Origin of the sequence: Tersicoccus sp. Bi-70 (assembly GCF_001968825.1) — a bacterium.
In the GTDB taxonomy this organism is placed as follows: Bacteria; Actinomycetota; Actinomycetes; order Actinomycetales; family Micrococcaceae; genus Tersicoccus.
In genome coordinates, this window is sequence record NZ_MIEU01000002.1 from 185,639 (window position 1) to 198,315 (window position 12,677).

9 protein-coding genes and 2 tRNA genes are annotated in these 12,677 nt (G+C 73.6%); 7 read left to right on the top strand and 4 right to left on the bottom strand.

Going from position 1 to position 12,677, the window contains the following annotated elements; translation table 11 throughout:
- Positions 1-64: 64 nt before the first annotated feature.
- The 7 genes from BGP79_RS01010 (at position 65) to BGP79_RS01040 (ending at position 7,515) form a co-directional block, all read left to right on the top strand.
- Positions 65-1,162 (top strand): ArgP/LysG family DNA-binding transcriptional regulator, encoded by a 1,098-nt coding sequence (locus BGP79_RS01010; RefSeq protein ID WP_076692827.1) that lies wholly within the window; start codon positions 65-67, stop codon positions 1,160-1,162.
- A gap of 87 nt (positions 1,163-1,249) precedes the next feature.
- Complete coding sequence (gene gltX / locus BGP79_RS01015) at positions 1,250-2,899, top strand: glutamate--tRNA ligase (protein ID WP_083701441.1); 1,650 nt, start codon at positions 1,250-1,252, stop codon at positions 2,897-2,899.
- Complete coding sequence (locus tag BGP79_RS01020; protein WP_076692828.1) at positions 2,896-3,678, top strand: HAD family hydrolase; 783 nt, start codon at positions 2,896-2,898, stop codon at positions 3,676-3,678. Before gltX ends, BGP79_RS01020 begins: the two co-directional genes overlap by 4 nt.
- A 108-nt stretch (positions 3,679-3,786) precedes the next feature.
- Positions 3,787-3,858, top strand: a tRNA-Gln gene (locus BGP79_RS01025).
- 41 nt (positions 3,859-3,899) lie between these two features.
- Positions 3,900-3,972: transfer RNA gene (locus BGP79_RS01030), tRNA-Glu, on the top strand.
- Between the two features lie 193 nt (positions 3,973-4,165).
- Positions 4,166-5,902, top strand: coding sequence for a dynamin family protein (locus BGP79_RS01035; protein WP_076693253.1), 1,737 nt, complete (start codon positions 4,166-4,168; stop codon positions 5,900-5,902).
- Positions 5,899-7,515: a GTPase gene (locus BGP79_RS01040; protein WP_076692829.1), complete on the top strand. Its 1,617-nt coding sequence runs from the start codon at positions 5,899-5,901 to the stop codon at positions 7,513-7,515. The genes BGP79_RS01035 and BGP79_RS01040 overlap by 4 nt, the downstream gene beginning before the upstream one ends.
- 77 nt (positions 7,516-7,592) lie before the next feature.
- Here BGP79_RS01040 and BGP79_RS01045 read toward each other — a convergent pair whose 3' ends face one another.
- From BGP79_RS01045 to BGP79_RS01060, 4 genes are read right to left on the bottom strand one after another with little or no spacing between them, the layout of a single operon-like run.
- Complete coding sequence (locus tag BGP79_RS01045) at positions 7,593-9,008, bottom strand: rhamnulokinase family protein (RefSeq protein WP_076692830.1); 1,416 nt, start codon at positions 9,006-9,008, stop codon at positions 7,593-7,595.
- A gap of 31 nt (positions 9,009-9,039) precedes the next feature.
- Positions 9,040-11,076 (bottom strand): bifunctional rhamnulose-1-phosphate aldolase/short-chain dehydrogenase, encoded by a 2,037-nt coding sequence (locus BGP79_RS01050; RefSeq protein ID WP_076692831.1) that lies wholly within the window; start codon positions 11,074-11,076, stop codon positions 9,040-9,042.
- Between the two features lie 57 nt (positions 11,077-11,133).
- The gene (rhaI, locus tag BGP79_RS01055; protein WP_076692832.1) at positions 11,134-12,300 is read right to left on the bottom strand and encodes an L-rhamnose isomerase; all 1,167 of its coding nucleotides are present in this window, start codon (positions 12,298-12,300) and stop codon (positions 11,134-11,136) included.
- Entirely contained in the window at positions 12,297-12,671 is a 375-nt protein-coding gene (locus BGP79_RS01060; RefSeq protein WP_076692833.1) for an L-rhamnose mutarotase, read from the bottom strand. The genes rhaI and BGP79_RS01060 overlap by 4 nt, the downstream gene beginning before the upstream one ends.
- Between the last annotated feature and the right edge of the window lie 6 nt (positions 12,672-12,677).

A 12,677-nucleotide genomic window follows, 5' to 3' on the forward strand; every position in this document is an offset into this window, starting at 1 on the left:
CACGCTAGCCAGCCGCCGATCTGAAAACCAATGAAGGATTCTGCTCGAACATTAGAATCGCTTCATGAACGTGTCGACGGATCAGCTCGCTGCCCTCGTCGCCGTCGTCGACGAGGGCAGCTTCGACGGCGCCGCGACGGTCCTGCACCTGACGCCGTCGGCCGTCAGCCAGCGGATCCGGGCGCTCGAGGAGGCTCTGGGCCAGGTCGTGGTGCGACGCAGCCGGCCCGTGCAGCCCACCGATCCGGGCCGGGCCGTGCTGCGGACGGCACGTCAGGTGCTGCACCTCCAGCACGACCTCGCCGCCAATCTCGGCACCGCCGTGAATCCGGGCGGTACCGCGGACGCCGGGGAATCGGCCGGACTCGGTGCGCCACGGCGTCGCGCGACGGTGTCCGTCGCGGTGAACAGCGACTCCCTCGCCACCTGGTTCATGCCGGCTCTCGAGGCGCTGCAGCGGTGGGGCGACGTCGCCGTCGAGCTGCACCGCGAGGACGAGCTCCGCTCTGCCGACCTGCTCCGCGACGGCCGGGTGATGGCCGCCGTCGCCGCGACGCCCGTGCGCCTGCAGGGCTGCTCGGTGACCCCGCTCGGGGCGCTGCGCTACGTCCCGGTCGCGGCCCCGCACGTCGTCGACCGCTGGTTCGCCGGCGGCGTGACGCCCGCGCGGCTGCGCGCCGCTCCCGTCGTCGACTTCGATCGCGACGACAGCCTGCAGCGCCGGTTCGTGGCCCTGGTCGGTGGCGGGGAGCCCGCGCAGGGAGCCGAGACGCAGGTCGACCGGGCAGCCGACGCGCGGCCCGGCGGCGGAGCCGACGCGCAGCTCGACCGGGAAACCGGCGAGCAGCCCGCAGGCGTGCTCGTCGACGCCGGCCCGCGTAGCTTCGTCCCGAGCTCCCGGGAGTACGCCGATGCCATCCGGCTCGGCCTCGGCTGGGGACTGGTGCCGACGGACCGAGTGGGCGGGGTCGCAGTGACGGAGGGCACGGGGGAGGAGGGTTCGCGAGGGAGGGGCCGGGGGCTGACCGTGCTCGACACCGATCCCGGCCACCTCGACGTCCCCCTGTTCTGGTTGCGGTGGAGTCTGGACACGCCGGTGCTCGCTGCTCTCACCGACGCGGTGCACCGTGCCGCCGCTACTCGGCTGCTGCCGCTGCCCTGACGCCGGCTGATGCCCACTGCCCTGACGCTCGGCTGCTGCCCTGACCGCCGTCGCCGCCACCGGCGCCACCGATAGACTGGCCCCACCATGTCCAACGATGCCTCCGTGCCCCCTGCCGCCACTCCTGCCGACCCCGCGAACGACGCTGCGAACGACCCCGCGACCGTGATCCACGCGCCCGCCGACGTCACCGCCGGCGCGTCGACCGCTCCCAACGCCTCTTCGGCCGGCCTGCCCGCCGTCACCGACGACACCCCGGTCCGCGTCCGGTTCTGCCCGTCGCCGACCGGAACGCCCCACGTCGGGCTGATCCGTACCGCGCTGTTCAACTGGGCCTACGCCCGGCACACCGGCGGCACGCTCGTCTTCCGGATCGAGGACACCGACGCCGCCCGGGACAGCGAGGAGAGCTACCACCAGCTGCTCGAGGCACTGCGCTGGCTCGGCCTGGACTGGGACGAGGGCGTCGAGGTCGGCGGCCCGCACGGCCCGTACCGCCAGTCCCAGCGCGGCGACATCTACACCGCCGTGCTCGCGCAGCTGACCGAGGCCGGGCACCTCTACGAGTCGTTCTCGACGCCGGAGGAGATCGAGGCGCGGCACCGCGACGCCGGCCGCGACATCAAGCTCGGGTACGACAACCACGACCGCGACCTCACCGACGAGCAGCGCGCCGCCTTCCGCGCCGAGGGCCGCGAGCCCGTGCTGCGGCTGCGGATGCCGGAGGACGACATCACCTTCACCGACCTGGTCCGCGGGGAGATCACCTTCCGCGCCGGCTCCGTGCCGGACTTCGTCGTCGCCCGCGCCAACGGCAAGCCCCTCTACACGCTGGTCAACCCGCTGGACGACGCGCTGATGGGCATCACCCACGTGCTGCGCGGCGAGGACCTGCTCTCCTCCACGCCGCGGCAGATCGCGCTCTACCGGGCGCTGATCGACATCGGGGTCGCCTCGTACATGCCGCTGTTCGGCCACCTGCCCTATGTGATGGGGGAGAAGAACAAGAAGCTCTCCAAGCGGGACCCCGAGTCCAACCTCTTCCTGCACCGGGACCGCGGGTTCATCCCGGAGGGCCTGCTCAACTACCTGGCGCTGCTGGGCTGGTCCCTCTCGGCGGACGAGGACGTGTTCGGCGTCGATCAGTTCGTCGCCGCGTTCGACGTCCACGACGTGCTGCCCAACCCGGCTCGCTTCGACGTGAAGAAGGCCGAGGCGATCAACGGATCGCACGTGCGCCTGCTCGACGCCGACGACTTCCGCGACCGGCTCGTCCCGTACCTGCAGGCCGCCGGCGTCGTGGGGGAGACCCTGACCGACCGGGAGCAGCAGATCCTCGCCGCCGCCGCGCCGCTGATCCAGGAGCGCATCACCCTGCTCGGCGAGGCGCCGGCGATGATCGGCTTCCTCTTCGCCGCCGATGCGGACATCACGGTCGACGACGACGCGCGGAAGGGCATGCCGGCCAATCTCGCCGAGGCCCTCGACGCGGCGATCGCCGCGCTGGAGCCGCTCGAGCCGTTCGACGCCGAGACGATCCAGACCGCGCTGCGCACGGCGCTCGTCGACGAGCTGGGGCTGAAGCCCCGGCACGCGTTCGGGCCCGTCCGCACCGCCGCCTCCGGGCACCGGATCTCCCCGCCGCTGTTCGAGTCCCTCGAGATCCTCGGCAGGGACTCCTCGCTCGCCCGGCTGCGCGCCTTCCGGGCGGACGCCGCGGACGCCGCCACGTCGTGAGCCACGCCGACACCGATCACGCGACGCCGGCGACGGCGGCGGGCCCGTTCCCCGTCGAGGGCGTCCTGCTCGACATCGACGACACGATGGTGGACCTGCACCGGGCGATGGACGCGACCCTGCGCGCCGTCGCCCGGCAGACCGGGCTCGCCGTGCCCGCGGAGCTGGAGGAGCAGTACTCCCTCGACTTCTCGCGGGACCCGGACGGCTTCTACGACCGCTACCTGGCCGGGGAGCTCGACTTCGCGACCCAGCGCCAGTACCGGGTGCGGGCCGCGCACGAGCGCCTCGGCCTCGAGCCGATCGCGGACCTGGACGGCTGGGACGCGGTGTACACGGCGATCCTGCCCACCCACTTCACCGCCTTCGACGATGTCGTGCCGCTGCTCGATGCCCTCGACGACGTGGGCATCCCCTACGGCGCGCTCAGCAACAACGTCGCCGACTACCAGCGGGCGAAGCTCGACCGGGCCGGCCTGGAGCGGATCAGCGTCCTGATCGGCACGGACACGCTCGGGGTGGCCAAACCGGACCCGGCGATCTACGTCGAGGGTGCCCGGCAGCTCGGCTCCGCGCCGGAGCGGACGCTGTACGTGGGGGACAACCCCGCGGTCGACGCCGTCGGGGCCAGCGATGCGGGCCTGGTCGGCGTATGGCTGGACCGCTCGCGCGCCGGTGGCCGCGCTGCCGTGGGCCAGGGAACCGGTTCGGGCGAGGTCGGCTTCACGGGCGCCGTGGTGGGGTCGCTGACCGACGTGATGCAGCTCATCGCTCGCTGAGCCGCTCTCGTTTTGCTCGATCGGGCAGGCCTACGGTAGTATTTCATGTCGTTGCCCGAACGAAACGAAAGGGCCCGGAAGGGACCGATCGGATCGATCCGGCGGCAATGGGATGTGGTGTAATCGGCAACACTACGGTTTCTGGTACCGTCATTCTAGGTTCGAGTCCTGGCATCCCAGCGCAGGGAATGTTGGTGCGACCACCATCTCCCGGCATCTGAGGCCCCATCGTATAGAGGCCTAGTACGCCGCCCTCTCACGGCGGTAACGCGGGTTCGAATCCCGCTGGGGTCACGGCCGAAGGCCGGTTCCGAGTCACTCGGAACCGGCCTTCATCTTTTTCGGGCAGGATGAACCCGTGAGCTCCCCGACCCCACCGCGGCCCACCCGGCGGCCCGGCATCCAGGACGAGACCGTCCGGCGTGCCCCGGCCCGGCCGGAGTCGCCCGGCCACGATCGCGTCCCGGACGACGGGGACCCGGTCGCGCTGCTGCGGACCACGCGCGACGCCGTCGCCGGCCTCACCCTGCCGCTGGACCTGCCGGACGTGCCGCGCACCCGCGCCGCTGCCGCCGACGCGGTCACCCAGCTCGACGACTACATCATCCCCAGGTTCGCCTCCCTGCACGCCCCGCTGCTCGCCGTCGTGGGCGGCTCGACCGGCGCCGGCAAGTCCACCCTCGTCAACGGCATCGCCGGTCACCCGGTCACCCGGGCCGGCGCGATCCGGCCGACCACCCGCCAGCCGATCCTGCTGCACCACCCGTCCGACGAGCACTGGTTCACCGGCCGGCGCGTGCTCGGCTCCCTCGCCCGCGTCCGCGGGGGACAGGGCGACGCGAGCAATTCGCTCGTCCTCGTCGGCGACCCGGCGATCCCCGCCGGCATCGCCCTGCTGGACGCCCCGGACATCGACTCCGTCTCGGACGAGAACCGGCGGCTCGCCGGTCAGCTGCTCTCCGCCGCCGACCTCTGGCTCTTCGTCACGACGGCGAACCGCTACGCCGACGCCGTGCCGTGGGACCTCCTGCTCGACGCCGCCGGCCGGGACATCACCGTGGCCGTCGTCCTCGACCGGGTCCCCGCCGGCGTCGAGGACGAGGTGGCCGCCGACCTGCGCCGGATGCTCACCGAGCAGGGCCTCGGCGAGTCGGCCCTCTTCGTCGTGCCCGAGACGAGGCTCGACGAGGCGGCGATGCTCCCGGCCGCGGCGGTGGCACCCATCCGCGGGTGGCTCACCGAGATCTCTCGGGACGCGCAGAGCCGGGCCGCCATCTCCCGGCGGACGCTCGGCGGCGCCGTGCGGGCGCTCGCGACCCGGATGGACACCCTCGCCGAGGCGCAGCAGGACCAGCGCGTGGCCGCCGCCCGCCTCGCGGACGACGTCCGCGGTGCGTACGCCCGCGCCGCCGACCTGGCGATGGACAGCACCCGCGACGGCAGCCTGCTGCGCGGTGAGGTGCTGGCCCGCTGGCAGGACTTCGTCGGCACCGGCGAGTTCTTCCGCAGCATCGAGACCAACCTCAACCGCGTGCGCGACCGGGTCGGCGCCTTCCTGCGGGGCGAGCCCGCGCCCGTGGCGCAGGTCGAGAACGCGATCGAGACCGGCCTGCACGCCGTCATCGTCGCCCAGGCGGCCCGCGCCGCCGAGGCGTCGTTCGACCTGTGGCGGTCCGACGCCGCCGGGCGCTCCCTGACCGAGGGCGGGGACCTGTCTCGGCTGCCCGCCGGCTTCTCCGACGAGGTGGCCCAGCAGATCCGGCAGTGGCAGGGCGACCTGCTCGACCTGGTCAGCGACCAGGGCGCCGGCAAGCGACGGAAGGCGCGCGCCCTCTCCTGGGGCATCAACGGCGTGGCGGTCGCGCTCATGGTCGTCGTCTTCGCCTCCACCGCCGGGCTGACGGGCCTGGAGGTCGGCATCGCCGGGGGTTCCGCCGTCGTCGGCCAGAAGGCGCTGGAGACCCTGTTCGGCCAGGACGCCGTCCTCGAACTGACCGCGCTGGCCCGGACGAACCTGCAGGAGCGCGTCGCCGCGCTGTTCGCGCGGGACTCACGCCGCTTCCTCGACCGGCTGCCCGACGACGGCGCGACGGCGCACGCGGAGGACCGTGCCGGTGTCGACCGCGACCGTGATGCCGACGCCGACGCCGACGCCGATGCCGTGACCGCGCCGTCCATGGCCGAGCTCGCCGTGCGCCTGCGCCGGCTGGCGGACGCCGCGTGAGCCGCACCCGGCCGCCGGCCTTCGCCGAGCGCATCGACGCCCTGGAACAGGCTCGCCGCCTCGCCGACGGCGTGCTGCCGGACGGGGATCTCGCCGCCGTCGACGACGTGCTCGCCCGGGCGAAGACCCGCCGTTCCCTCTCCGCCGCGCACACCGTCGTCGGCTTCTTCGGGGCCACCGGCAGTGGCAAGTCCTCCCTGTTCAACGCGGTGGCCGGGGCGCCGATCGCCCGCGCGGCCGCGACCCGGCCGACGACGTCGCAGCCGCTCGCCGCGGTGTGGGGCGAACAGGACAGCGATGCCCTGCTCGACTGGCTGGGCGTGCAGGACCGGCACGTGCTGCGTGAGGACCTCGGCGACGGCGGCCTCATCCTGCTCGACCTGCCCGACTTCGACTCCACGCACCGCGAACACCGCGACGTGGTCGAGCGCCTCGCGTCGATGGTGGACGTGCTCGTGTGGGTGCTCGACCCGCAGAAGTACGCCGATCTGGCGGTGCATCAGGGCTTCCTGCAGCCGCTCGCCTCCCACGGGCCGGTGATGCTCGCCGTCCTCAACCAGGCCGACCGTGTCTCCGCGCACGAGCTGCCCGCGGTGCTCGGATCGCTGCGCGACCTGCTGGACCGGGACGGGCTGGCCCGGATGGAGGTGTTCGCGACGTCCGCGGCGACCGGTGCCGGGGTGGACGCGCTTCAGGCCCGGATCCACGGCGTCGCAGCCGCCCGGACGGCGGCCGTCGCTCGACTCGAGGCCGATGTCGTCCGCGCCGCCCACACCCTCGCCCGTGACGGCGCGGAGGGCTTCGAGGGCGCCGCGGGGAGTGCCGCGACCCGGAGCAGCGAGAAGAACCAGCGCGCCCGGCTCGCGCGCGATCTGAGCGTCGCCGCCAACGTCGAGACGGTGGCCCGGGCGTCGGGCCGCTCGTGGCGCAAGCAGGCCGGCCGGCGCACCGGTTGGCCGGTGACCCGGTGGATCGGCTCCCTCGGGCCGGACCCGCTGCGCCGCCTCAACCTGCACCGGCGGGCCGCCGACCCGGCCGTCAACCGGACGTCCCTGCCCCGGGCCAACGCCGCACAGGACGCCGTCATCGACGCGGCCGTGCGCGACTATCTGCAGGCTGCCGGGGCGGGCATGCCGTCCACCTGGCAACGGGAACTGCGCGCGGACGTGCGACGACGTCAGGAACAGCTGCCGGACGCCCTGGACCGCGCCATCGCCGGCACGGACCTGGGCGCCGGCCGCACGGCGTGGTGGTGGCCGGTCGTCTCGGTCGTCCAGTGGCTTGCGCTGGCCGCGGCCCTGGTCGGCGCCCTGTGGTTGCTGTGGCTCGCCGCCCTGGCGTGGTTCCAGCTACCGGTGCCGCCGACGCCCCGGGTGGAGGGCTGGCCGGTGCCCACGCTGCTGATCCTGGTGGGCATCCTGGTCGGGGTGCTGCTCGGCGCCCTGCTCAGCGTCGTCAACGGGGCCGCGGCCGCCGCCCGCACCCGGCGGAGCCGACGGCGGCTTCGCGCCGCCGTCGACGATGTCGCCCAGCGGCTGATCGTCGCCCCCGCGGAGCAGTTCCGGGGCCGGTGGACGGACTTCGCCGCCGCGGTGGACCGAGCGCGGGCCTGACCGTCCCAGCCTGACCGTCCCAGCTTGACCGGCCCGAGCCCGACCGCACCCATCGCCTCGGGGAACCGCGCCGCTCGTCACCGGTCCGGCTCGTACCTCCGCGGCGCGGTGGACCGGGCGACGACGGCGCGCAGCGCCTCGAGGTCGCCGGAGACCAGCCCGTGGGTGCGCGCCTGGACCAGCAGGTTGCCGATCGCGGTCGCCTCGACCGGGCCGGCGACGACGGGACGCCCCGTCGCCTCGGCGGTGAGCCGGCACAGCAGCGCGTTCTGCGCCCCGCCGCCCACGAGGTGCACGGTGCGCACCGGACGACCGGTGAGCCGCTCGATGTCCTCGACCGCGGCCGCATAGGCGCGCGCGAGGCTCTCCAGGATGCTCCGCACCAGGGCCGGGGCGGAGGCGGGCGCGGGGGAGCCGCGCTCCGTGAGCAGGCCGGCGATCCTGGCGGGCATGTCTCCGGGCGGCAGCAGCCGCGGGTCGTCGACGTCGAACACGGGCACCGGCCCGGTCACCGCGCCGGCCTGCTCCAGCAGCGTGGGCAGGTCGTGCTCCTGGCCGCCTCGGGCCCACGCGCGGATCGACTCGGAGAGCAGCCACAGCCCCATCACGTTGGTGAGGAACCGGGTGCGCCCGTCCACGCCGCCCTCGTTGGTGAAGCCGGCGCGGCGGGCCTCGTCGGCGACGAGGGGGGCGGGCAGCTCCGTGCCGACGAGCGACCACGTGCCGCATGAGATGTAGGCGGCGTCCTCGTCCGTCATGGGCACCCCGACGACGGCCGAGGCCGTGTCGTGCGAGCCGACCGTCGTGAATCCGAGGCCCTCGGCGATGCCGAACTCCTCCCGGACGGCGGCCGTGATGGGGCCGATCGGGGTGCCCGGGTCGACGACGTCGGGGAAGAGGCCGCGTTCCAGGCCGAGACGGTCCAGCAGCTCCTCGTCCCAGCCCGCTCCGTCGAGCCGCAGCAACCCGGTCGTGGAGGCGTTGGTGCGCTCGGCGAGCTGCTGCCCGGTGGCCCACCAGCCGATCAGGTCCGGGACGAGCAGCACCCGGTCGGCCAGCGTCAGGTCACCCGACGCCGCGGCGGCCGCGAGCTGGAACACCGAGGTGAACGGCAGGTGCTGGAGGCCGTTGCGCCGGTACAGCTCCTCGGGCCCGACGACGGCGTGCACGGCCGCGACGGCCGCCTCGTTCCGCTCGTCCCGGTAGTGGTAGGGGTTGCCGAGCAGCCGGTCACCGCGCAGCAGGCCGTGGTCGACGGCCCAGGAGTCGACGGCGACGCCCCGCAGCTCCGGCTCCTCGCGGGAGGCACGGCCCAGTCCCGTCATCGCTGCGGAGAACAGGCCGAGGACGTCCCAGTGCAGCCCGTCCGGCAGCCGCACCGGGGTGTTCGGGAACCGGGCCACCTCCCGCAGGTGCAGTTCGCCCCGGTGCACGGTGCCCGTCACGACGCGGCCGCTCGTGGCGCCGAGGTCGATCGCCGCGACGGTGCTCATGGCCGCGCCCCCGGACGGGTCGACGGTGCGGTCACCGCAGGAAGGCGGCCGCGACGCCGGCGTCGACGGGCACGTGCAGGCCGGTGGTGTGCGAGAGGTCGGGACCGGTCAGGACCGCGACGGCGTTGGCCACGTTCTCCGGCAGCACCTCGCGCTTGAGGATGGTCCGCTGGGCATAGAACGCCCCGAGGTCCTCCTCGGCGATGCCGTACGTCTTCGCCCGGTTGGCGCCCCAGCCCGAGGCGAAGATGCCCGAGCCACGGACGACGCCGTCGGGGTTGATGCCGTTGACCTTGACGCCGTGCTCGCCGAGTTCCACGGCGAGCAGGCGCACCTGGTGCGCCTGATCGGCCTTCGTGGCGGAATACGCGATGTTGTTCGGCCCGGCGAAGACGGAGTTCTTGCTGGAGATGTAGACGACGTCCCCGCCCAGGCCCTGATCGATGAGCACCCGGGCCGCCGCGCGCGAGACGAGGAAGGACCCCTTGGCCATCACGTCGTGCTGCAGGTCCCAGTCCGCGGCCGTCGTCTCCAGCAGCGGCTTGGACAGGGAGAGACCGGCGTTGTTGACGACGAGGTCCAGGCCGCCGAAGGCGAGCACGGTGGCGTCGATCGCCGCCTGCACCGCGGCCTCGTCGGTGACGTTCGCGGCGATGCCGATCGCGGTGTCGGTGCCGCCGAGCTCGGCGGCGGTGGCGCGTGCCTTCTCCTCGTCCAGGTCCGCGATCACCACGCACGCGCCCTCGGCGGCCAGCCGGGTCGCGATCGCCTTGCCGATGCCGCTGGCCGCACCGGTCACGAGGGCGATCCGGGTGGCGTGCGACTTCGGCCTCGGCAGCCGCGCCAGCTTGGCCTCCTCGAGGGCCCAGTACTCGATCCGGAACTTCTCCGCCTCGTCGATGGGGGAGTAGGTGGACAGGGCCTCCGCGCCGCGCATCACCCGGATCGCGTTGAGGTAGAACTCCCCGGCCACGCGGGCGGTCTGCTTGGTGGCGCCGAAGCTGAACATCCCGACCCCGGGCACCAGCACGATCGCCGGGTCCGCGCCGCGCATGGGCGGGGAGTCGGCGGTCGCGTGCCGCTCGTAGTAGGCGCGGTAGTCGGCGCGGTAGGCCTCGTGCAGTTCGCGCAGCCGGGCCACCTGCTCCTGGACGGCCGCCGTCGCCGGTAGGTCGAGGACCAGCGGCTTGACCTTGGTGCGGAGGAAGTGATCGGGGCAGGAGGTGCCGAGGGCGGCCAGCCGCGGGTGTTCGGCGCGGGCGAGGAAGTCCAGGACGTCGTCGGTGTCGCTCAGGTGGCCGACCATCGGCCGGTCGTGGGAGGCCAGGCCGCGGATGACGGGGGCGAGGGCGACGGCGCGGGCGCGGCGTTCGGCCTCGGGCAGCGGCTCGTGGCCGGGCAGAGGAGCGCCGAACGGGTCGGGCCGGCCGTGCTCGTCGATGAACGCCTGGGCGGTGTCGATGATCCACCGGGAGTTGGCCTCGGCCTCGTCGCTCGTCGCGCCCCACGCGGTGATCCCGTGGCCGCCGAGGATCGTGCCGATCGCCTCGGGGTGGGCCTCCTTGATGGCGGCGATGTCGAGGCCGAGCTGGAAGCCTGGCCGGCGCCACGGCACCCACACCACCCGGTCGCCGAAGATCTGGCCGGTGAGGGACTCGCCGTCGGCGGCGGTCGCGACGGCGATGCCGGCGTCGGGGTGGAGGTGGTCGACGTGCGGCGCGTCCACGAGGCCGTGCATCGCGGTGTCGATGGAGGGGGCGGCGCCGCCGGTGCCGAAGAGCGTGTGGTCGAGGGCGGCGACCATCTCGTCCTCACGCTCGACGCCCGGGTAGACGTTCGCCAGGGCCCGGACGCGGTCCAGGCGCAGCACCGCGAGGCCGGCCTCGGTCAGGGTGCCGAGGTCGCCGCCGGAGCCCTTGACCCAGAGCAGGTCGACCGGCTCCCCGGTCACCGGGTCCGTCTCGGTGCCCTTGGCGGAGGTGTTGCCGCCGGCGTAGTTGGTGGTCGTCGGGTCCGCGCCCAGTCGGTTCGAGCGGGCGATCAGGGCCGCGGCGGTCGGGTTGGTCATCGTCTCGTCAGTCCTCGTCGTCGTTGGTGGGGGTGCGCCGGATGTCCGGGACGGGCGTCAGGCGCCCCACCCCGCCTGGGACCCGCCGACGCGCTCGGCGTCGATGCGGGCCTGGTAGTCGCTCTCGGCATAGGCGCGCATCGGGTCGGCCGGCAGGCCGCGGGACTCGCGCCAGCGGGCGAGATCGGGCCGGACATCGGTCGAGAAGGCGTCCATGTAGACGGCGTGCGCGGCGAGCACGTCGCCCTCGCGCTGCGCGGCGTCCAGGGCCTCGTGGTCGATCAACAGGGCGCGCGCGGTCATCTCCTGGACGTTGAGCACGCTGCGGATCTGGCCGGGGATCTTCCGCTCGATGTTGTGGCACTGGTCGAGCATGAAGGCGACGCCGCTGTCCACCCCGTACCCGCCGCCGCGGATCACCTCGGCGAGGATGCGGAACAGCTGGAACGGGTCCGCGGCGCCGACGATCAGGTCGTCGTCGGCGTAGAACCGGGAGTTGAAATCGAAGGAGCCGAGCTTGCCGAGCCGCAGCAGCTGCATGACGATGAACTCGATGTTCGTCCCGGGCGCGTGGTGGCCCGTGTCCAGGCACACGACGGCCCGGTCTCCCAGGGCGCTGACCTGGGCGTACGCGGTACCCCAGTCCGGAACGTCGGTGTGGTAGAACGCCGGCTCGAAGATCTTGTACTCGAGCACCAGGCGCTGGTCCGTGTCCACCGCGGCGTAGATCTCGGCGAGCGAGTCGGCGAGGTGGTCCTGCCGCGTGCGCATGTCGTCCTGGCCGGGGTAGTTGGTGCCGTCGGCGAGCCAGATCTTCAGGTCCCGGGAGCCGGTCTCGCGCATGATGTCGAGGCACCGCCGGTGGTGGTCGATCGCCTGCCGGCGCACGGCCGGGTCGCGGTGGGCGAGGCTGCCGAGCTTGTACGCCTCGTCCTGGAAGGTGTTGGAGTTGATCGTGCCGAGCGCGACGCCGAGGTCCTCCGCGTGCCGGCGGAGGGCGGCGAAGTCGTCGACCTCGTCCCACGGGATGTGGAGGGCGACGGCCGGCGCGAGCCCGGTGAGCCGGTGCACCTGGGCGGCGTCGGCGACCTTCTCGAACGGGTCGCGCGGGACCCCGGGCTGAGGGAAGACGCGGAACCGGGTGCCGGAGTTGCCGAAGGCCCAGGACGGGAGCTCGATCGCCTGCTGGGCGAGCGCGTCGGTGATCTCGGAGAAGGACGTCATGGGGCAGGTCTCTCGTTCGGGCGCTCGCCGGGGGCGAGGCGCGTGAGCTGGTCCTCGAGGTGGAACACCTCGGTCAGGTGGGGGGCGGCCTGGTCCGGCCGGGAGCCGTCCAGGGCGACGAAGAAGCCGGCGGCCTCCGCCTCCCAGGCGGCGGTGTCGGGGTTCGCGGCGAGCGCGCGGGCGGACGCCTCGTCGTCGTCCGTCTCGTAGTAGCCGATCAGCAGGCCGTCCGGCCGCAGGAACAGGGAGTAGTTCCGCCGTCCCGCGGCCTCGATGGCGCGGAGCATGGACGGCCACACCGCCCGGTGCCGCTCGACGTACGCGTCGATCCGATCCGGTCTGACCTGCAGCTGGAAGCACACGCGTGCCACGGGACC